This is a genomic window from Lysobacter claricitrinus (assembly GCF_045866565.1).
GTDB classification, from domain to species: Bacteria; Pseudomonadota; Gammaproteobacteria; order Xanthomonadales; family Xanthomonadaceae; genus Cognatilysobacter; species Cognatilysobacter claricitrinus.
In genome coordinates, this window is record NZ_BAAFZV010000002.1 from 1,063,890 (window position 1) to 1,085,033 (window position 21,144).

Genomic DNA, 21,144 nt, shown 5'->3' on the forward strand with positions numbered 1-21,144 from the left:
CCATTTTACCGCCCGCCCCCGACGCGGTGCTCAGGCGCTGCGCGCCATGGTCGGCGGATCGGTGCGTTGCAGCAGGCGAGCAAGCGCGGTCGACGAGAGCGGCGGGCTGAACAGCGTGCCCTGCACACTGCCGCACCCCCACCGGGCCAGCAGTTCGCGCGTCGCATCGCTCTCGACGCCCTTGGCCACGACTTCGCACTGCAACGCCAAGCCCGTGCGACAGATCGCCTCGGCGACGCGGCGCGCGCGCTCGTGGTCGATCAGCGCGTCGACGACGGCCAAGTCGAGCTTCAGCGCGTCGAAACCGAAATCCACCAGCTGCGACACGCTCGCCTGGCTGGTGGCGATGTCGTCCACGGCGACCTTCACGCCCATCGCGCGCAGGTCGGCGACGAGTCCACGCGCCGGCTCGCCGAGCGCGAACAGCTGCTCGCCGCGGAATTCGATCTCCAGCCACTGCGGGTCGAGCGTGGCGGCGTTGAGCGCGGCGTCGACCTGCGCGAGCAGGCGATCGGGATCGAAACGCGCCAGCGATACGTTCACCGACAGCGGCAACGGCGGCAGGCCGGCCTGCTGCCAGGCGGCGTTCTGCAGGCAGGCGCGGCCGAGCACCCATTCGTCGATCTGGATGATGAGCCCGGTTTCTTCCGCGACCGAGAGGAACGTTTCCGGCAGCAACACCGTGCCGTCGGCGCGACGCCAACGCAGCAGCGCCTCGACCGAGGTGAACTTCGCGGTGCGCGTGTTGACCACCGGCTGGTAGTCGAGCACGAAATCTTCCGCCGCCAGTGCGAGGCGCAGGTCGTTTTCCGTGCGCATGCGCGCTTCCGCGCGTTCGCCCATCAGGTCGGTGAAGTAGCTGTAGCGACCGCGACCGGTGTCCTTGACGTGGTAAAGCGCGGTGTCGGCCTGCTTCATCAGCGTGCGGGCGTCGCGTGCGTCCTGCGGGAACAGCGAGATGCCGACGCTGGCGCCGACGCGCAGTTCGTGGCCGTCGACGACGATCGGCTGTTCGACCGACCGGATCAGTTTTTCCGCGACGCGCGCGGCGTCGCGCGGGTCGGCGAGTCGTTGCAGCAACAGCACGAACTCGTCGCCGCCCTGGCGGCTCACGGTGTCGTCCTCGCGCACGCATTCGCGCAAGCGCTGTGCGACTTCCTGCAAGACCTTGTCGCCGACCGGATGGCCGAGTGTGTCGTTGATCGGCTTGAACTTGTCGAGGTCGATGTACAGCACAGCGCCGCGCTTGCCCTGCGCGACCTGCGCCAGCGCCTGGCCGAGTCGATCCTGGAACAGGACGCGGTTCGGCAGGCCGGTCAGAGAATCGTGCTGCGCCATGTGCGCGAGAACCTGCGCCTGTTCGCGTGCATGGCTGACATCGCGCAAAAGCAGCACGCCACCGATCGCGCGGCCCTGCGCATCGCGCAACGGCGACGCCGATTCCTCGACCACGCGCTGCGCGCCGTCGCGACGCACCAGTTCGCGCTCGCCTTCGAGGCGCACCGCCTTGCCCGACTTCAGCGCGTCGCGCAGCACCGACACCTGCGGCACGCCCTGAGTCGGCTCGATCAGCGTGATCACGTCTTCGAGTACGCGACCGAGCGCGTCCTCCCGCGTCCAGCCCGTAAGTTCCGACGCCGCGGGATTGAACGCGATCACCGTGCCCGACGGATCGACCACGACCAGCGCGTCGCTGATCGAATCGAGCGTGGCCTGCGCCTGCTCGCGCGCGGCGCGCGCCGCCTGCTCGAGCGCGAGGTCGCGGCTGAGATCGCGCAGCGTGACCACTGCGCGACCACCGTGTTCGCCCGGCATCGAGCCGAGTTTCAGGTCGACCGGGAACGTGGTGCCGTCGCGACGACGTGCGCGCAGCCCGGCTTCGGTGCCCGCAGCGGGCGTGGTGCCGTCGGACGCCGTGAGCCAGGTCGGCAGCAGCGTGCCGACGAGATCGGCGTCGGTCGCGGCGAACAGCGCAGCCGCGGCCTCGTTGTGCAACTGGATGCGGCCACCTTCGTCGAGCACCAGCGTGGGCTCCGGCGATGCGTTGACCAGCGTGCGCAGGTCGCGTTCGCTCTGCTTGCGCCAGGTGACGTCCTCGGCTAGCAGATGGAAACCAGCGATCGCACCGTCGAGGCCGAAGTACGGCTCCAGGCGGATGTCGAGCGCGCGATCGCCGTGGTCGGCCTGCAGCTGCTGCGATGCACCGGCCATCGCGCTTGCGGCGCTGGTCTTCAACTTCGCGGCGAACTCGATGCCGAGCACGTCGGCCAGCGTCGCGCCCTCGACGCGCTCGCGCGTCAGGCCGGTCCAGCGTCGATAGGCGTCGTTGACGTGGCGATGGCGCAGGTCGCGATCGAACGTCGCCACGAGCCCCGGACTTTTTTCCGCGAGCGTCAGCAGGTGCCCGCTCGCGGCGCGCAGCCGCGCACGCACGCGGTCGCGCTGGTGCGCAAGCAGGCTGCCGAGCAGCGCGACCGCGAGCATGGTCGCGACAAGACCGAGCGCGGCGGCAGTCGACCAGCCGCCGGCGATGCGCGACAACGTGGACGTCGCGAAATCGGCGGCGATAAGCGCGGCGATCGCGAGCACCAGCGACAGCGCGCCGAGCGTGCGCGGGCGACCCGACGCCGCAAGCGCCAGCAGGCCGATCGCGAGCAACGGCACCAGCCGCGGCGAGAACATCGACAACGCCGCGGCGCCGAGCACCATCGCCAGCGACAACACCAGGGTGACGCGACGCGGATCCTCGGCGAATGGATCGGGCGGATCGACCGCCGCGAGCGTCAGCGACGCCGCGAATGCGGCGGTCGCGGCGGCGGCGATCGCGGGCCACGCCGCGAGCCATGCGCCGTGCAGCAGCGGCACCGCCTGCACGCACAGCCATGCAAGTGCGAGCGTCGCTAACCCGAGGGTCGCGAGTGCGACGGCCGCGGGTGCGGGGTCGTCCCACTCCACCTGCGGATGCAGTTGTCGAACGAGTGCACGGATAGCGACCACCGCCGCGGTGATCGCGGCCGTCGCGACGATGGCCGTCGCCGGCGCGACGTGCGCGGCGAACAGTCCGGCGACGATGCCAAGCGTCGGCATCAGCCAGCGTGCGTCGGCGCGCCCTGCCAGCGGTCGCGCCAGCCACAGCCCGAGCCAGCCACCGAGCACCGCGCCCACCGCACCCGCCGCCAGCGATGCCGGCAACACGCGCGATGCCGCGGCCATCAGCACACCCGCAAGCACCGCGAACGCGACCGGCGCGCGCAACAGTCGGGCGGACGCGAGGACCCGTTGCCGGGCCTCCGTCACGGGAGCCGATCGATCGCGTGCGTCGCGCTGTGAATCCATCAAGGTCGGGCCGGCGGGACGAAAAACGTCACTTCTCTGTCGATAACGGCATTTTGCGAACGGAGTGCAGTAAGAAACTGTGCAGCGGATAACAGCTCGCCGCCCGCCACCACGCGCTCATCGCACGGAGTGGCGATACGGTCACATCCTGCACGATTCAGCTGGTGACCCAATGCGCCTGATCACGCTGTTCGCCATGGTGTTGCTGACGGCTGGTGCGACCGGCTGTCGCGCGGGCGATTCGCCCGCGTCCGCCGCGTTGTCGGCACAAAATGCCACGGCCAAGGCTGGCATGCCGCGCATTACGCGCGTCGCCGGTGGGCTTGAGCATCCCTGGGGTCTCGCACTGCTGGGCGATGGGCGCTTCCTGGTCACCGAGCGGCCCGGGCGCCTGCGCTACGTCGAACGCGACGGCCGACTGTCCGCACCGATCACCGGCGTGCCCGCGGTGTGGGCGCAGGGCCAGGGCGGCCTGCTCGACGTCGCACTCGCGCCCGATTTTGCGACCAGCCACCACGTCTATCTCAGCTACGCCGAGCCGGGGCCGAACGGGACCGCCGGCACTGCTGCGGGCTACGGCGTGCTCGACGGCGCGCGGCTGGTGGGCTTCCGCGTCATCTACCGGCAGGAACCCAAGCTCGAAGGGCCGAACCATTTCGGTTCGCGCATCGCATTCGACCGCGACGGCCACGTCTTCATCAGCCAGGGCGAACGCTTCCAGCGCATGCGCGCGCAGGACCTCGGCGTGCTGCAGGGCAAGCTGGTGCGACTCACGCTCGACGGCGCGGTGCCGCGCGACAACCCGTTCGTGGGTCGTATCGACGCGCGCCCGGAGATCTGGAGCTACGGGCATCGCAATGTGCAGTCGCTGGCGGTCGATCCGCGCACGGGACGGCTGTGGGAAGCCGAACACGGCCCGCGAGGCGGCGACGAGATCAACCTGCCGCAAGCCGGCAAGAACTACGGCTGGCCAATCGCGAGCCACGGCAAGGATTACGCGACGCCCTTCCCGTATCCGGAAACGAAAGGTACCGAGGTGCCCGGCATGGAATCGCCGTACCACGTCTGGATGAAATCGCCCGGCCTGTCCGGCATGGCGTTCTACACCGGCCGTCCCGGCTCGGCGTGGAACGACAGCCTGCTGCTCGGCGCGCTCGCCGACCGCTGCCTGATCCGCCTGCAGCTCGACGGCGATCGCATCGTCAGCGAGCAACGGCTGCTCGAAGACCGCAAGTTGCGCATTCGCGACGTGCGCGTTGCCGGCGACGGCGCGATCTACGTGCTCACCGACGAGGACGACGGCGAACTGCTGCGCATCGATCCACCGCGCTGACGCGCGGCGCCGCCACAGCGCGCCAACCCTGTCAACGTCGACGCCCCACCCGCACGCGGCCACAATCGCCGGCCCAACCGGATGTCGACGCACGCCATGCAGGACCGTAGCACCGCCCAGCACATCGCCCGCCGCATTGCAGAGGAAATCGGCGCGCAGGCCCGACAGGTGGAAGCGGCGGTCGCGCTGCTCGACGAGGGCGCCACCGTTCCGTTCATCGCGCGCTACCGCAAGGAAGTGACCGAAGGGCTCGACGACATCCAGCTGCGCGAGCTCGAAACACGCCTCGCCTACCTGCGCGACCTCGAAGACCGCCGCGTGCAGGTGATCGCCAGCATCGACGAACAGGGCAAGCTCACCGACGAACTGCGCGCCGACCTGCTCGCGGCCGACACCAAGGCGCGCCTCGAGGATCTCTACCTTCCCTACAAGACCAAGCGGCGCACGCGTGCGCAGATCGCGCGCGAAGCCGGGCTGGAACCGCTGGCCGACACGCTGCTCGCCGACCCCACGCAGTCGCCGGACGCCGTCGCCGCGACGTACGTCGATGCCGACAAGGGCGTCGCCGATGCCAAAGCGGCGCTCGATGGTGCGCGCGCAATCCTGATGGAGCGCTGGGGCGAGGACGCCGCGCTGGTCGGCGAACTTCGCGAGTGGCTGTCGCAGGTCGGCGTCGTTCGTTCGAAGGTGATCGAAGGCAAGGAGAACGACGGCGCGAAATACCGCGACTACTTCGACCACGCCGAGCCCGTTTCGAAGATCCCGTCGCATCGCATGCTCGCGCTGCTGCGCGGGCGCCGCGAAGAGTTCCTGCAATTCGATCTCGATCCCGGCACGGACGCCGAAGCCGGCCACCTGCTCGCGACCGGCCGAGTCGCCAAGCATGTCGGCATCCGCAACGAGGGCCGCGCCGCCGATCAATGGTTGATGGACTGCGCGCGCCTGACGTGGAAAGCCAAGCTGCACCTGCACCTGATGCTCGACCTCACCGCGCAGGCGCGCGAACGCGCTGAGGCGGAAGCGATCAACGTGTTCGGCGACAACCTCAAGGACCTGTTGCTGTCGGCGCCCGCAGGCGCGCGCACCGTGCTCGGACTCGATCCGGGACTGCGTACCGGCGTGAAGGTCGCGGTGGTGGACCGCACTGGCAAGCTCGTCGCCACGGACACGATTTATCCGCACGAACCGAAGCGCCAGTGGGACCAGTCGCTCGCGACGCTGGGCCGCCTGTGCAAACAGCACGGCGTCGAACTGATCGCGATCGGCAACGGCACGGCATCGCGCGAGACCGACAAGCTCGCGGCCGATCTCATCAGGCTCGCGCCGGAATTGAAGCTCACCAAGATCGTGGTGAGCGAAGCCGGTGCATCGGTGTATTCGGCGTCGGAAATCGCGTCGCGCGAATTTCCGGACGTGGACGTGTCGCTGCGTGGCGCGGTGTCGATCGCGCGTCGCCTGCAGGATCCGCTCGCCGAGCTCGTCAAGATCGAGCCGAAGGCGATCGGTGTCGGCCAGTACCAGCACGACGTCGACCAGTACAAACTCGCCCGCGCGCTGGATGCCAAGGTCGAGGACTGCGTGAACGCAGTCGGCGTGCATGTGAACACGGCATCGGCAGCGCTGCTCGCCCGCGTGTCCGGCCTGACGTCGACGGTCGCCGAGAACATCGTGCGCCACCGCGATTCGAACGGCCCGTTCAAGTCGCGCAAGGAGCTGCTGAAGGTGCCGCGCCTGGGCGACAAGACGTTCGAGCAGTGCGCGGGCTTCCTGCGCATCGCCGACGGCGACGAACCGCTCGACGCGAGCTCCGTGCATCCCGAGGCGTATCCGGTGGTCGAGCGCATCGTGTCGTCGACCGGCAAGCCGATCCGCGCCCTGCTCGGCGACGCCGCATTCGTGCGCGGGCTGCGCGCCGAGCAGTTCGTCGACGACCGTTTCGGCGTGCCGACGGTGCGCGACATCCTCAAGGAACTCGAAAAGCCCGGCCGCGACCCGCGCCCGGAGTTCAAGGCCGCGCGCTTCGCCGACGGCGTCGAGGACCTCAAGGACCTGAAGCCGGGGATGGTGCTGGAAGGCGTCGTCACGAATGTCGCGGCGTTCGGCGCGTTCGTCGATATCGGCGTGCACCAGGATGGACTCGTGCACATCTCCGCGCTCTCGAACACGTACGTGAAGGACCCGCGCGACGTGGTGAAAGTCGGCGATATCGTGAAGGTTCGCGTGCAGGAGGTCGACGTCGCGCGCAAGCGCATTGCGCTGACGTGCCGGCTCGACGATGCGGCGCCGCGTGCGCCGCGGAATGACCGGGATTCCGGGCGTCCGCCTCAGGGTGCTGCGCGACCGTCGCAGGACCGTGGGCGTGGGCCGGCCGCGAAGCCGGTGCAGGGAAAGCCACAGGGGCTGGTGGTCAATAGTGCGTTGGCGGATGCGTTTGCGAAGGCCAAGGGGAAGTAGTTTCCGGAGCTTTGTCGCGGGTTGAATCATCGTTGAAGCAGCGTCAACGGCGTGGACCGCCGCTGGGTGGGCGATGCACGCGACCTCATCAATATCCGATCAGCTCTCGAAAGCGCGACGCGCACATCAGAACAACCCGCGCTGCACCTGCTCCACCGAGTAAACCAACCTTCCCTCCTCGATCCGCGCCGCCGCCGTGTACGGATGCTCCTGAACGCGGCCACCCGGCTGCAGGTGCAGCACCGTCCACCCGCGCGATTTGAAATCGTCCGAGATCAGCGAGCGGTGGCACTGCCACCAGACGGCTTCCGCACACATCACCGCCGTACGCTTCGATGCCGCGAGCTCCGCGAGCCGCCCGCGCGCGCGCTCGTACTCGGGCGTCGCCATGTAATCGGCGTAGCCGCGAAACGCGTCGTTCCGCCACGCGGTGTTCGGCGAGTCCCTGCGCGGCGTGCGTCGGCCGCCGAGGTCCGGGAACGCGGTGTAGTCGATACCGGCCGCCGGCAGCGCGGCCGCCATCGCATCGCCCCCGAACTGCGGATGCCGCCGCGAGCCGGCAAAGCGACGCACGTCCGCGATCGCCTCGATACCTGCGCTGCGCAGGATCGCGACGAACGCGTCCCACGGATGCGTCGAATGCCCGACCGTCCAGAGCGTGCGGGAACTTTGCATCCGTACAGGTTGGCGGGCCCGCGGTGAAACAGCGTTGACGGCCGGCCGCCTACGCTGAGCGACCGACGGAGAGATTTCATGGCCGAACAGAGCACCGGCATCGCGCGCACCGCCCAGATCGTCAAGTTCCTGCTGAAGTACCGCAGCGCCGGGATCTTCACCGGTCTTGACCAGGACGCCGCGCTCCAGGACCTCGCGGCCGGCGACGACGCACAGCCGACCGAACCGGGCAAGCCGGAGCAGTTCGTCGACGATCTCGAAGCGCTGGGGCCGACGTTCATCAAGCTCGGCCAGGCGCTGTCCACGCGCCCGGACATGGTGCCGCCCGACTACCTCGCGGCGCTGGAGCGCATGCAGGACAACGTGGACCCGCTGCCCGCAAGCGTCGTGCACGAGGTCATCGAGGAAGAACTCGGCGTGCGCCCGAACAAGCTTTTCGTCGAATTCGACGACAAGCCGCTCGGCAGTGCGTCGCTCGCGCAGGTGCACCGCGCGGTGCTGCGCGACGGGCGCGAAGTCGCGGTGAAGGTGCAGCGCCCCGACGCCATCGCGAACATCCGCAACGATCTCGATGCGCTGCGCTCGATCGCCACCAAGATCGATCGCGGCACCGACGTCGGCCGGCGCATGAAGTTCGCCGACTGGGTCAACGAGTTCGGCCGCGCGTTGCTGGCCGAGCTCGACTACCGCGTCGAAGCCGGGAACCTGCAGCGTTTCGGCGAGCGCCTCGAGCCGTACCCGCAACTCGTCGTGCCGCGTCCGGTATGGAGCGTATGTGGCAAGCGCGTCCTGACGATGGACCTGATCCGCGGCAAGAAAGTGACCGACATCAGCGGCCTGCGCCGCACCGAGCAACCGCTCGGCGATCTCGCCGGCGCACTGCTGCGTGCGTATCTCGACCAGGCGTTCGTGCACGGCGAGATCCACGCCGATCCGCATCCCGGCAACCTGCTGCTGCTGGACGACGGACGCCTGGCGATCTTCGATCTCGGCATGATCGCGCACGTTCCGCCGCGTCGTCGGGACCGCCTGCTGAAGCTGCTGTTCGCCTCGGTGGACGGACGTGGCGAGGACGTGGCCATTGAAGGCATCTCGATCTCCACGCGCCTCGAGGATTTCGACGAAGAGCGCTACATGCGCGAGGTCGGCCAGCTCGTCGCGTCGTACGCGGCGCGTTCGGGCGGCGGCACGGTGTCGGAAGGGCGGCTCGTGCTCGACATGACCCGGATCGCGACGGCATGCGGGCTGCGGACGCCGCCGGAGCTGAGCCTGCTGGGCAAGACGCTGCTCAACCTCGAATCGATCTGCGACGCCCTCGATCCGGAGTTCGACGCGAAGGACGTCGTGCGCGGCCATCTCGAAAACGTCATGCGCCAGCGCCTGCGCAAGTCGCTGTCGCCCGCGGGCCTTGCCGGCGAGCTCATCGAGGTTGAAGGGCTGGTGCGCGAAGCGCCGCGCAAGCTCAACAACCTGCTGACGCTGCTGTCGGACAACCGCCTGCAGGTGCGGCTCGACGGGCTCGACGACTCCAAGCTCATGGAGAACATGCAGAAGATCGCCAACCGGATCACGGTCGGTTTGATCATCGCGGCACTGCTGGTGTCGTCGGCGCTGATGATGCGCGTCGACAACGGCTCGCGGCTGTTCGGCTATCCGGCGATCGCGATCATCCTGTTCCTGATCGCGGCGTTTCTCGGCCTTTTCGTGGTGGTCAGCGTATTGCTTACCGACCACCGCGCCCGTCCGAAAGAGGAGCGCGGCCTTCACTGAACAGGCAGGCTGAACCAGCCTGAATCCGGCCGCTTGCACGCAGAATTCACTGGCCTAACCTAGGCGGAAAGCTTCACCGGGAATCCACCTCCCTGAAGCGTCTGTTCCAAGGGGTCAGTGAATGCGTACTTCCCTCGCCTTGGCTTCGGCCATCGCCTGCTGCCTGTTGCCGGCCCTGTCGCCGGCGGAGCCGAATCCGACCACGACCGCGCCTGTCCTGCAGTCGTCCGCACCGCTTGCGCCGATGAGCACGCCGGCTCCCGCCGCGCCGTCGATGTCTCTGGCGTCGCGTCTTGCCTCGCTCGCACCGGGTGCGAACCCGAAGGTCGTCGAGATGGCGCTCGAAGCGCGCGAGTGCGCAATGAGCACCGGCGAAGCCACCGGCGCCGGCGAGAAGCTCGCGGTCATCGACTACTCGATGCCGTCGTCGCAAAAGCGCCTTTGGGTGTTCGACCTGCACAACCCGCGCGTGTTGTTCAACGAGTACGTCGCGCACGGCGCCGGCAGCGGCGAGAACTATGCGCGTTCGTTCTCGAACCTCGACGGCACGCACCAGACCAGCCTCGGCCTGTTCCGCACCGCGGAAACGTACGAAGGCCACAACGGCTATTCGCTGCGCATGGACGGGCTCGACCGCGGCTTCAACGACAATGCCCGCGCCCGCGCCATCGTGATGCACGGCGCGTGGTACGTGGATCCGTCGATGGTGCAGAAGGTCGGCCGGCTCGGCCGCTCGCAGGGTTGCCCCGCGGTGCGTGCGCAGGTTGCGCACGAGATCATCGACACGCTCAAGGGCGGCCAGTTCGTCTTCTCGTACTACCCGGACAGCAAGTGGCTGCACGAATCGCGCTACCTCGCCTGCCCGAACCGCCCCACGCGCACGATCGTCGCCACGCGCTGATCGCGCCGACCTGAAAACACGACGGCCGGATCCTCACGGGTCCGGCCGTTATCGTGTGCGGGCCATGACTTCGCCCGAAACGCCGTCCCCGCACCCCATCCTCGCCGCGCTGTCCGCGATCGAGGACGCCGTCGACGGCGCGCGACGCCGCGTCGCACCGCGCGTACCTGCCTACATCGCCGCCTACCGCGGTTTCGGCGACGCAGCGGGCCTTGACCTCTGCGGCCGCGTGCTCGCAGACGCGCCGGAAGGCGGGCCGACCGGGAACGACTCCCGCTGGCGCAACCTGCAGCATTCGATCGGCCGCTTCCTCACCGCCGAAGTGGCGCGCGCGCCGCTGCAGGTGCGTGTCGGCCCGCATGTCGTCGATGCGATCACCGACGACGAGGGCTACTACGCCGCCACCCTGCCCGCGCCGCCGGCGCCCGACGGCCTGTGGACACAGGCGAGCGTGAGCCTCGCCGATGGCCGGCTGGCGACGTCCCAGCCGGCGCTCTACGTGCATGACGATGTCGGCGTCGGTGTCATCTCCGACATCGACGACACCGTGCTCGACAGTTCCATCACCGACTGGACGACCGCCGCGCAGCTCACGTTCCTGCACAACGCGCGCACTCGCAAACCGCTGAAAGGCGCGGCGCTGCTGTACCAGGCGCTGCAGGCGGGCCTGGACGGTCGCGGCCGCCTGCCGCTGTTCTACGTGTCGAGCTCGCCTTGGAACCTGTACGACCTGCTCGACGAGTTCATGCGCCTCAACGCGCTGCCGGCCGGTCCGATGTTCCTGCGCGACCTGGGCCTGGACCCGACCAAGCTGCTGAAGTCGCCCGGCCACGGCCACAAGCTCGACCGCGTGCGCCAGCTCGTCACCCGCTTCCCGCGCCTGCGCTGGGTGTTGCTCGGCGATTCGGGCCAGGCCGACGCCGGGCTCTACGCCGACGCCGCGTCCGAATTCGGCGACCGCATCGCCGCGATCTACATCCGCGACGTCGACCCGGACCTCGATTCGCCACGCGACGTGGCGGTCGACGCGCACATCGGTCGCGTGGCCGGCACGCGCGTGCCGATGATCCGCGCACGCGACAGCCGCGCGATCGCCGAGCACGCCGCCTCGATCGGGCTGATACGTCCCGGGACGCTGGAGTCGATCGCCGCCGAGGTCGCCCGCGACGCCGCGCGGCCGACGCTGGTGGAAGCGGCGACCACGGCCGCGATCGAGGGAACGCAGGCGAAAGACGGCCCGGACCCGCCGGTCGGCTAAAATTCGCGGCCCCACTGCTGCCTGCCCGCCGATGTCCTCGCCTTTCGGCACCGAGACCGTGCTCGACGTCCGCCACTGGACGGACGCCTACTTCAGCTTCACCACCACGCGCGACGACGGCTTCCGTTTCGACAACGGCCAGTTCGTGATGATCGGGCTGGAGGTGGACGGGCGTCCGTTGATGCGCGCGTATTCGATCGCGAGCCCGAACTGGGAAGAGCAACTGGAGTTCTTCAGCATCAAGGTCGCGAACGGCCCGCTGACCTCGCGCCTGCAACACATCAAGCCCGGCGACACCGTGCTCATCGGCCGCAAGCCGACCGGCACGCTGCTGATCCACGACGTGCATCCGGGGCGCAACCTCTACCTGCTCGGCACCGGCACCGGATTCGCGCCGTGGCTGTCGATCATCAAGGATCCGGAAACGTACGAGCGCTTCGAGCGCGTGATCCTCTGCCACGGCGTGCGCGAAGCGAAGGACCTCGCCTACCGCGACTACATCGTGAATGAACTGCCGCGCCACGAATTCCTCGGCGAACAGATCGCGCAGAAGCTTCTGTACTGCCCCGCCGTGTCGCGCGAGCCGTTCGAGTTCAACGGCAACGACCATCGCGGCCGTCTGACCGACCTGATGGCGAGCGGCACGATGATGGAGCAGCTCGGCATCGAGCCGCTGGACGCGCAGCACGACCGCGCGATGATCTGCGGCAGCCCGCAGATGCTCGCGGACTTCCGCTCGCTGCTGGATTCACGCGGCTTCACCGCCGCGCCGCGCATCGGCACGCCGGGCCAATACGTGTTCGAGCGCGCGTTCGTCGAGAAGTAGTCAGACGATGCGGATCGCCGGGCGACGCGCCGGCGACGGGCCTTCGACCATCTGCAAGGCCAGATCGCCCCGCGCAGCAGCGGCAGCGAGGTCGTTCGCGATCGCCGCGACGTCCGCGGATGCATCGATCCCGGCGACGCATGTCGCGCAATTGCGACCGCCCGCCTTCGACATGTAGAGCGCGAGGTCGGCCACGTGCATCGCGTGCTGCCAGTCGACGCCTTCGCGCAGCGGCGACATCACCGCGCCGACCGACACGGTCACCGTCACCGCCTGCCCGCCGATGTCGATCGGTTCGCCGGCCACGTGCTGCATCACGCGCTCGGCGAGATGCGGCAGGCTTTCGCCGCTGGCGTCGGGCAATACGAGCGCGAACTCCTCGCCACCCCAGCGCACCACGGCGTCGTTCTGCCGGACCAAGCCGCGCAGGCGGCGCGCGATCTCGACCAGCACGCGATCGCCCGCGGCATGGCCCCAGGTGTCGTTGACGCGTTTGAAGAAGTCGACGTCAAGCAGCATCAGGCCGACCGCCGCATCGCCGCGGCGCTGCATCTCGGCCTCGCACCAGCGACGGTTGGCGACGCCGGTCAGCGGGTCGACCATCGTCTGTTCGGCCAGCACCGCGATGTCGCCCGACAATTTGCGATTGTCGTTTCGCGCGCGCGACAGGTAACGCACCAGCGCCGCCAGCGCGAGCAGCGACAACACCGCGACGGTCGTCCACAGGCGCTGCTGCCAGCGGCGTGCATCCATCTCGGCCGATTGCGCGCGATTGGCGATCGACAGGCGATCGATTTCGCGCCCGCGTCGCTCGGCTGCGTACTTCTCCTGCAACTCCAGCACCGCTTTCTCGCGTTCCTGCTTGACCATTTCCTGGTTGAGCTGGAGCTGCGCGCGCATCGTCGCGACGGCCTCGTGCAGGCGACCCGCTTTTTCGTACGCCGTCACCAGCTCGTCGAGGATCGGCATCAGGTAGGTGCGCGCACCGATGCGTTCGGCCAGCGTTTTCGCGTCGCGCAGCTCGCGGATGCCTTCGTCGAAGCGGCCGAGCCGCACCATCGCGATGCCGCGATTGGCGCCCGCGACGGCCACGCCATTGTCGTCGTGCTGCGATGCCGACAGCGCACGCGCGCGTTCGGCGACCGTCAACGCCTTGGCCGGCTCGTTCGACTGCAGGTAGTAATCCGAAAGGTTGCCCAGGCTGATCGCGACGAGTTCGCGCATCGATGGGTCGTCGCCCGCGAGTCGCAGCACGTCGAGCAGCGCCTGGCGTTGCAGCTCGCCCTCGCCGCGCATGCTGTAGGTGTAGGCCTGCTGCGCGCGGATGTACGGCTGCATGTAGGCGAAGCCGATTCGGTCCGCCAACCGGAAGGTTTCGCGGCCCAGCGCTTCGGCACGCGCGAAGTCACCGAGATCGGCGTTCATGCCGATCATCGGGCTCATCGCGCGCACTTCGTCGGCCGGCCAGCCGTGGCGGGCGGCGAGCGTGCGCGCCTGCACGGCATCCGTAATGCCGGACGCCATCTCGGTGCGCAGGTCGCTCAGGCGCGCGCGGGTCAGCAGGAATTCCAGCCGCATCGGATCGCCGGCGACGAGCGACAAGCGATCGGCGCCGGTGATGATCCCCTGCGCTTCCGCGGTATTGCCGACGCCGATCGCACGCTGCGCACGCGACAGCCGCGCGGCGAGGTCACATGGTTGGCAATGCTCGTGCGCCGCCATGGCGTCGATGCGCGCCAGGAGCGGGTCGGCGCGATCGAACGCGTCGCGCTGGCGCTCCAGCCCTTCCACCGCGATGAGGTAGGTCGCGCGCGCGGGCATCGGCGCATCGGCGTTCGGGCGATCGTCGGCCGCATACAGGCGCTGGAGCACGTTCTGCGGACGCACGAATCCATGGACGTGCACGTCCTGCAGGATCGCGTCGACGGTTTCCGCGCGGGCTACGGCGGACACCAGCAGGAGCGCGAGTGCGAGTCGGATCCGGGTCATCGCCGCGGTATCGGCCGCTTGCCTGCCACGCTTGAGGCGCGGGCCGCGGGCTTCCTGAGCGAGTCAGGAATGCGGTGGACTGCTGCCGGGCTACGCGTGCGTGGCGTCGCCGGACGCGGACGCGAACGACCGTGTCGTCGCCGGGCCGAGCACCGATTCCAGTCGCACATCGCCCCGCGCGGCCGCAGCGGCGAGATCGCGCTGCAGCAACGCCATGTCCGCGTCGGCCGCGACGTCGACCACCAGCGTCGCGCGATTGCGCCCCGACGATTTCGACATGTAGAGCGCAAGGTCCGCGACGTGCATCGCGTGCTGCCAGTCGACGCCCACCTGCAGCGGGAATGGCGCGCCGCCGATCGACACCGTGATGTCCACGCGGTGGCCATCGATGTCGACGGGCACCGCACCGATCGCGGTGAGCGCGCGTGCGGCGAATGCCTGCACACCCTCCGCGGTGGTGCCCGGCAGAAGCAGCGCGAATTCCTCGCCGCCCCAACGGACCACGGTGTCCTGCTGGCGAACCAGCGCCTGCAGTCGGGACGCGATCTCCACCAGCACGCGATCGCCCGCGGCATGGCCCCAGGCATCGTTGACCTTCTTGAAGAAGTCGACGTCGACCAGCAGCAGGCCGAGCGGCAATGCTTCGCCGTTGCGTCCGGCATGGCGTTCCATCAGCAACTGGCACTGGCGGCGGTTGGCCACGCCGGTGAGTGCGTCGTGCATCGACTGCTCCGACAGCACCGCGACGTCGCCGGACAGGCGCCGGTTGTCGGTGCGGACGCGCTTCATCCACTGCACCAGCGGCACTGCCGCCAACGCCAGCGCGAGTGCGAGCGCCGCCCACAGGCGTTGCTGCCACGTGCGCGCCGAGAGTTCGGCCTGCTTGATGCGATTGGCCGCGACCAGGCGATCGATGTCGCGCTGGCGCGCCTGCGCGTCGTAGCGTTCCTGCATCTCCAGGAGCGTCTTGTCGCGTTCCTGTCGGGTCAGCTCCTGCTGCAGCGACGCGACTTTTTCGAGCGCGTCCAACGCCTCGCGATAGCGGCCGGCGAGCTTGTAGATGCCGACCAGCTCGCCGGTGATGCCGATGACGTCGCCCTGCGCACGCATGCTTTCCGCGATGTCGACCGCGTCCTCCACCAGCCGCAGGCCGCCGTCGACGTCGCCGAGGTGCGCTGTCGCGACGCCTGCGTTGGTCAGCGCATAGGACAGGCTGCGGCGGTCGCCGCTCGCTCGCGCGAGGCGCTCGGCCTGCCGCGCGTAATCCAACGCACGCGCGTAGTCGTGTTCGGTGAGCCAATGGTCGGCAAGGTTGGACAGGCTGACGGCTTCGAACTCCTCCATGCCGCGCTGCCCGCGCGACAGCTGCAGGGCTTCGTCTAGCGCCTCGGCCTGCAGCGCGGGCTTGCCGTCGCGACCCAGCGCGTTGGCCTCGTTGAGCCGCAGCGAGGCCATCGCATACGTGAACCCGACGCGCTTCGCGTCCGCATAGGCGCGGCGCGCGATCGCCTCCGCGCGGCCGTAGTCGGCAAGTGCCGTGGTCATCGACACCAGCAACGCCTGCGCGCGCAGGCGGCTTGCTTCGTCCCCCTCCTGCTCCGAGATATCGGACGATTTCAGCGCCGAGGCGATGCCCGCCGCGAAATTCCCGCGGATGTTGTAGAGCCGCGCGCGCGAGTAGTAGACGTGCTGCGCGACGCCGCGCGGCGCGGCGGACAGCGCCGCCTCGGCGTCCTGCAGGAACCGCTCGGCGTCATCCGGTTCGCGTCGGGTCAAGGCGTCCTGTGCGCGCGCCACAGAGGCTTCGAGCGCGCATGCGCGGCAATGCTCGTCGGTCGCCATCGCGTCGAGCGCGGCGAGCGCGCGCTTGGCAGACGACACCATCGCATCCTGGGTGGACGTGACAGCGAGGTACGCGATCGCGGCGTGGTACCGCTCACGTGACGCGATGGGCGACGACGGCCCGGGACGATCGCTCGCGGCCTGCAGGCGGTCGATCGCCTGCGCCGCGGAACGGAAGCCGTGCAGGCGCTGGTCGCGCAGCACAACGTCGACGCGCTCGCCCGCGGCGGCAGTGCCGACCACCAGCAGGAGAAGGAATGCGAGTCGACGCGCTTTCATGGACCGTCTAACGGCCGCGACGCACCCAAGTTGAACCCGGCGGCCGTACCGTTCAGGCAGCGATGGCCGCATCGCCGCGTAACGCCGCCCGGTAACGGCGGCTGCACGGCACGGACGCGCCGTCGTGCATGACGATGCGCGCGTCGCCGGACTCCAGCGGCTCGATGCGTTCGATGCGATCGAGGTTGACCATGTAGCTGCGGTGCACGCGGCGGAAGGTCGCGGGGTCGAGACGGTCCTCGATCTGCGCCATCGTGCTGCGCAGCGGATAGTCGCGACCGCGAACCCGCAGGTTCACGTAGTTGCCCGACGCCTGCAGCCATTCGATGTCCGCGGCCGGCACCAGGAATTCCTTGCCGAGCTTGCGAACGAGGAAGCGTTCGGGACGCGCGACCGTTTCCGCGGCAGGTGCGTCGTCCGGCGTGCCGAGCAGGCTGGCCTCGCCCTGCAGGCGGCGCAGGAACAGGCGATAGGCCTCGATGATCAGCACCATCGTGCCGAAGCCGCGCACGTCCTTCAGGTATTCGTAGCCGCTTTCCAGCAGCCAGTTGCCGAAGTCGTAGTGCCCGCCGAGCGCCGCGTAGCCGACCTTGCGCAGCGCGACCATCCCGGCCACGTGCAGCACCGACCAGGCGACGCTCGCCAGCAGGTACTCGCCCAGCCGGCGTCGCCAGTTGGCGAACTCGACCGGGCGCCAACGGGTGAACCAGACGATCGCCGGCACCAGCAGCAGCACCATCAGGTTGCTGCTGAGCTCCCAGATCACCGGCTCCCAGGCGCGCACGTCGACGTGCGCGCGGTGCAGGTCGAAGTCCGCGGTGATGCTGTTGGCGATCGCGTTGACCAGGAACATCCCGATCCAGAAGCCGTACTCGACCCACGGCCGCCAGGGTTGGAAACGGGCCCAGTCGGAGTCGGCGGCGGGTCGGCTGTCTTCGCTCATCCGCGCATTGTCACCGCTGGGCCCATCGCGGCGCGATGCGTCCGTCCCGGAGGTCCACCGTTCGTCCCCAGGACGCCCCGATGCGTCCCCACGGGCGTTACGACGCGCCGTCGCGTCGCCAGAGTCGGGCCCACTCCAACCGGACCGCCGACATGACGCGACGCCACCACATCGATGCCCTACGCGCCCTCGCCTTCGCCCTGCTGATCCTCTACCACTGGGGAATGCTCTACGTCGGCGGCGACGACTGGGGCTGGCACATCAAGAGCACCCACACCAGCGAGTGGCTGCAGCTACCAATGCTGCTGGTCAACCGCTGGCGGATGTCGCTGATCTTCGTGATCTCGGGCGTGTCGTCGGCTTACCTGCTGGGTCGCGGCGGCAGCCTGTCGTTCCTCGGCCAGCGCACCTGGCGGCTGCTGTTGCCGCTGGTGTTCGGCATGCTGGTGATCGTGCCGGTCCAGCCCTACGTGCAGGGCATCCAGACCGGTTTCGTGAAGCCCGGCTTCGTCGACTTCCTGCTGCGCTACTACGAGTTCAGGCCGTGGCCGGAGGGCGCGTTCGACGGCGACACCAATGGCATCACCTGGAACCACCTCTGGTACCTCGCCTACCTCTGGGCGTTCACCGTCGCGCTGGTGCTGGTGCGCCCGCTGCTCGACTCGCGCGCCGGTCTGCGCCTGCGCGACGCGCTGACGGGCCTGCGTGGCTGGGCGCTGCTGCTGATCCCCGCACTGCCGATCGCGATCGAGACCATCGGCCTGCAGGGCCACTTCGAGGACACCGGCGACCTGGTGCACGACGGCTATCGCGACGTCCTCTACTTCACGATGTTCCTCTACGGCTTCTGGCTGGCGCGCGCCGATGGCGTGTGGAATGAATTCGCGCGGTTGCGTCGTCGCTCGCTGATCAGCGCACTGCTGCTGTTCGAGCCCTACATGTGGCTGGGCCAGACGCTCCCGGAGGAGATGCCCGGCGCGCAGCAACTCATCTGGGCGATGCGCAGCGTCTACATCTGGCTGGCGATTTCCGCGGTGCTCGGCTGGTCGAAGGCGTGGCTCGACCGCCCGTTCCCATGGCTGGGTTGGGCGAACGAGGCCGTGTTCCCCTGGTACGTGCTGCACCAGAGCTTCATCGTGCTGATCGCGTACTGGCTGGTGCCGCTGCACCTGTCGGCGTGGATCGAAGCACCCGCGGTGCTTGTCGGGACGGTCGCGGGTTGCTGGATGGGCTTCGCGATCATCCGCCGCGTGCCCCCGCTGCGACCGCTGTTCGGCATGAAGTTGCGACCGCGCGTGCAGCACGCCGCGCCGGCGTTGCGTTCGATCGAACCCGCGAACGACGTCGCGTGAATCGCTGAAACGAACGGGCGCCCGGCCATCGACCGGGCGCCCGTTTTTTTGTTACTTCGACACCCGCACCGCGTCCGCGAACGGCGCGATGCCGAGCGCACGGTCTACATCCGCCGGCGAGTAGGCCGTCGCGCCCTTGATCACCAGCGCCACCTTGCGAACGTCCGAGATGTTGTTCATCGGATCGCCATCGAGCAGCACGAGGTCCGACGCCTTGCCCGGCGCGATCACGCCGCGATCGGTGGCGCGCGCCACCGTCGCGCCGTTGAGCGTCGCCACCTGCAGCACCTGCGCCGGTGTCAGGCCGGCCTGCACGTAGAGTTCGAGCTCGCGCTGCAGTGTGAAGCCCGGCATTTCGTCGGTTCCCGCCAGCAGCGGCACGCCCGCCTTGTACATGCGGCCAACGAACTCAACCATCTTCTTGTACGACTTGTCGAACTGCTGGTAGGTCGCGTCGTCCGGGATGTTCATCTCCGCCGCCATTCGGCCGCGCGTGATGTCCGGCGGCAGGTGGTCGGCAACCGGCGCGACGATGGGCGACATCGTGCCGTCACGCTGGTGGATGAACTCGAACGTCGCCAACGTGGGATCGCTCGCGATCTTCTTCGTCGCCATCAGGTGGATGAAGTCCTGCACCGGCTTGCTGTCGAAGTCGAGGTCCGCAACCTTGCGCGCCGGCAGGTAGAAGCGCTCGAGCGTGCGCGTATCGGTCTTGTCGTCGACCAGGAAGTTCAGCATCAACTGGTTGATGTGCTGAATCTCGTCGAAGCCGTCGTCGATGACGTCCTGCGCGCGCAGGAACGCCGGCACGTGGCCGCTCACGCGCATCCCCTTGCTGTGCGCGTAGGCGACGGTGTCCTTCAGCACGTCCTTCGGGAACGAGTTGTAGATCTTGATCTGCGGGTAGCCGTGGTCGTGGTACCAGTCGACCGCCTTCTTCGCTTCGTCGAGGTTCTTGATCACGAAGCCGTTGCGCGCCGACATCGGGCTCTCGCCTTCGATGAAGCCGGCCGGCGTGATGTGCGGCATCAGCAGCGTGCCGGCTTTTTCCTCGGCGATGATCTGCTGCAGCGTGTCGTTGTCGTTGCCCATGTCGCGCACGCTGGTGACGCCCGACGCGATGTTCAGCCCGCCGTCCCAGCGCGAGACATGCGCATGCATGTCCCACAGGCCGGGAATCATCACGCGGCCGCCGCCGTCGATCGTCTGGTCGGCCTTCGCGGCCTCGCCTGTCGGCGTCACCGAGACGATCTTGCCGTCGCGGATCAGCACGTCGCTCGCATTGCCGAGCGTGGCGTTGACGCTGTCGAACACGCGCACGTTGCGGATCAGCGTGCTGCCCGGAAGCGGTTGCGCGAGTTGCTTCTGCATGGTGACGAGCAGTTCGCCCTCGGCCTTCTTCTGGCGCTCCTCGAGCTGCTTGCCGACCGCTTCCCAGCCTTCCGGCACCATCTGCACGAAACCGGGCGCGATGAACGCGAACATCCCGGGCGTGGCGTCGTCGGTGAACCAGCCGAAGTTCGGCGTCAGGCCCTGGCCGGTGAGCGCGAGCAGTCGAACCGTCTTCGTCTGCTTGCCGTTGGACACCTGCTCGCGTGCGAGCTCGCGCATCGTCAGCGTCCCGCCCGGCACCAGCGGCAACTTGCCGTCCGCGCGTTTGGCGAGTGCCGCGACCGTCGCCGCGCCGGACTGCGGCGTCCCCGCGAGCGGCGCGTATTCGGCGGTGCCGCTGACATCGCGCGCACCGTGGTCGGCGGTGGTCTTCCACTCGGCGTGGTCGCCGGTGCGGGTGTAGGTCTCGTCGATCTTCGCGCCGAACGTGGAGCTGCCGGTCACGTGGAAACGGCTGAAGGTGCCGTCGGGTGCGAGCTGGTACTCCTCCTTCATCTCCGGCCCGCGGCCGTTGTCCTTGAACACGAACGACGTGCGCACCACGCCGTCGTCGCCGGTGGTGACGACCTGCTCGCCGGCCTTCTTGCCGTTGTCGACGAGCACCACCCAGCGTTGCGTCGTGGCGCTCCATGCGGGGACGGCGGGCAGCATGCACATCGCGATCAGAAGGCTTCGGGCCAGCGGCTTCATCGGGGAATCTCGCGTCGCGCCGTCGGTGGCGCCCACCGAGCCTAGCGCGACCGGCCGGCGCACAGGCGGGCCGATGGTCATGACGCGCCGCAAAAAAATGCCGC

General features: G+C 68.7%; 13 protein-coding genes. 7 read left to right on the plus strand and 6 right to left on the minus strand.

The window, feature by feature from the left end:
- Positions 1-30: 30 nt before the first annotated feature.
- Positions 31-3,255: an EAL domain-containing protein gene (locus tag ACKTTN_RS09810; RefSeq protein ID WP_407909658.1), complete on the minus strand. Its 3,225-nt coding sequence runs from the start codon at positions 3,253-3,255 to the stop codon at positions 31-33.
- A gap of 253 nt (positions 3,256-3,508) precedes the next feature.
- On the opposite strand from ACKTTN_RS09810, the gene ACKTTN_RS09815 reads away from it, so the two are divergent.
- Complete coding sequence (locus tag ACKTTN_RS09815; protein WP_407909659.1) at positions 3,509-4,669, plus strand: PQQ-dependent sugar dehydrogenase; 1,161 nt, start codon at positions 3,509-3,511, stop codon at positions 4,667-4,669.
- Positions 4,670-4,765: 96 nt separating this feature from the next.
- The gene (locus ACKTTN_RS09820; RefSeq protein ID WP_407910062.1) at positions 4,766-7,123 is read left to right on the plus strand and encodes a Tex family protein; all 2,358 of its coding nucleotides are present in this window, start codon (positions 4,766-4,768) and stop codon (positions 7,121-7,123) included.
- A 126-nt stretch (positions 7,124-7,249) separates the two neighbouring features.
- Here the strand turns inward: ACKTTN_RS09820 and ACKTTN_RS09825 are convergent, their stop codons facing one another.
- On the minus strand, positions 7,250-7,798 hold the full coding sequence (locus tag ACKTTN_RS09825; RefSeq protein WP_407909660.1) for a DUF488 domain-containing protein: 549 nt from the start codon (positions 7,796-7,798) through the stop codon (positions 7,250-7,252).
- Positions 7,799-7,876: 78 nt separating this feature from the next.
- Here ACKTTN_RS09825 and ACKTTN_RS09830 point away from each other — a divergent pair, with 78 nt between their 5' ends.
- The 4 genes from ACKTTN_RS09830 to ACKTTN_RS09845 all read left to right on the plus strand — a co-directional run bounded on the left by ACKTTN_RS09830 (position 7,877) and on the right by ACKTTN_RS09845 (position 12,553).
- Positions 7,877-9,568, plus strand: coding sequence for an ABC1 kinase family protein (locus ACKTTN_RS09830; RefSeq protein ID WP_407909661.1), 1,692 nt, complete (start codon positions 7,877-7,879; stop codon positions 9,566-9,568).
- 121 nt (positions 9,569-9,689) lie between these two features.
- A complete protein-coding gene (locus tag ACKTTN_RS09835) occupies positions 9,690-10,469 on the plus strand; it encodes a murein L,D-transpeptidase catalytic domain-containing protein (protein WP_407909662.1) in 780 nt (259 codons plus the stop codon).
- Positions 10,470-10,533: 64 nt separating this feature from the next.
- On the plus strand, positions 10,534-11,727 hold the full coding sequence (locus ACKTTN_RS09840) for an App1 family protein (RefSeq protein ID WP_407909663.1): 1,194 nt from the start codon (positions 10,534-10,536) through the stop codon (positions 11,725-11,727).
- A gap of 31 nt (positions 11,728-11,758) precedes the next feature.
- Positions 11,759-12,553 (plus strand): ferredoxin--NADP reductase, encoded by a 795-nt coding sequence (locus tag ACKTTN_RS09845; RefSeq protein WP_407909664.1) that lies wholly within the window; start codon positions 11,759-11,761, stop codon positions 12,551-12,553.
- Here ACKTTN_RS09845 and ACKTTN_RS09850 read toward each other — a convergent pair whose 3' ends face one another.
- The 3 genes from ACKTTN_RS09850 to ACKTTN_RS09860 form a co-directional block, all read right to left on the minus strand.
- The gene (locus ACKTTN_RS09850) at positions 12,554-14,542 is read right to left on the minus strand and encodes a GGDEF domain-containing protein (RefSeq protein WP_407909665.1); all 1,989 of its coding nucleotides are present in this window, start codon (positions 14,540-14,542) and stop codon (positions 12,554-12,556) included.
- A gap of 90 nt (positions 14,543-14,632) precedes the next feature.
- Complete coding sequence (locus ACKTTN_RS09855; RefSeq protein WP_407909666.1) at positions 14,633-16,663, minus strand: GGDEF domain-containing protein; 2,031 nt, start codon at positions 16,661-16,663, stop codon at positions 14,633-14,635.
- Positions 16,664-16,715: 52 nt separating this feature from the next.
- Positions 16,716-17,606, minus strand: a complete 891-nt coding sequence (locus tag ACKTTN_RS09860; protein WP_407909667.1) for a LytTR family DNA-binding domain-containing protein — start codon at positions 17,604-17,606, stop codon at positions 16,716-16,718.
- A gap of 152 nt (positions 17,607-17,758) precedes the next feature.
- Here ACKTTN_RS09860 and ACKTTN_RS09865 point away from each other — a divergent pair, with 152 nt between their 5' ends.
- Positions 17,759-18,958, plus strand: coding sequence for an acyltransferase family protein (locus ACKTTN_RS09865; RefSeq protein ID WP_407909668.1), 1,200 nt, complete (start codon positions 17,759-17,761; stop codon positions 18,956-18,958).
- Between the two features lie 51 nt (positions 18,959-19,009).
- Here the strand turns inward: ACKTTN_RS09865 and ACKTTN_RS09870 are convergent, their stop codons facing one another.
- On the minus strand, positions 19,010-21,001 hold the full coding sequence (locus tag ACKTTN_RS09870; protein WP_407909669.1) for an amidohydrolase family protein: 1,992 nt from the start codon (positions 20,999-21,001) through the stop codon (positions 19,010-19,012).
- Positions 21,002-21,144: the final 143 nt, after the last annotated feature.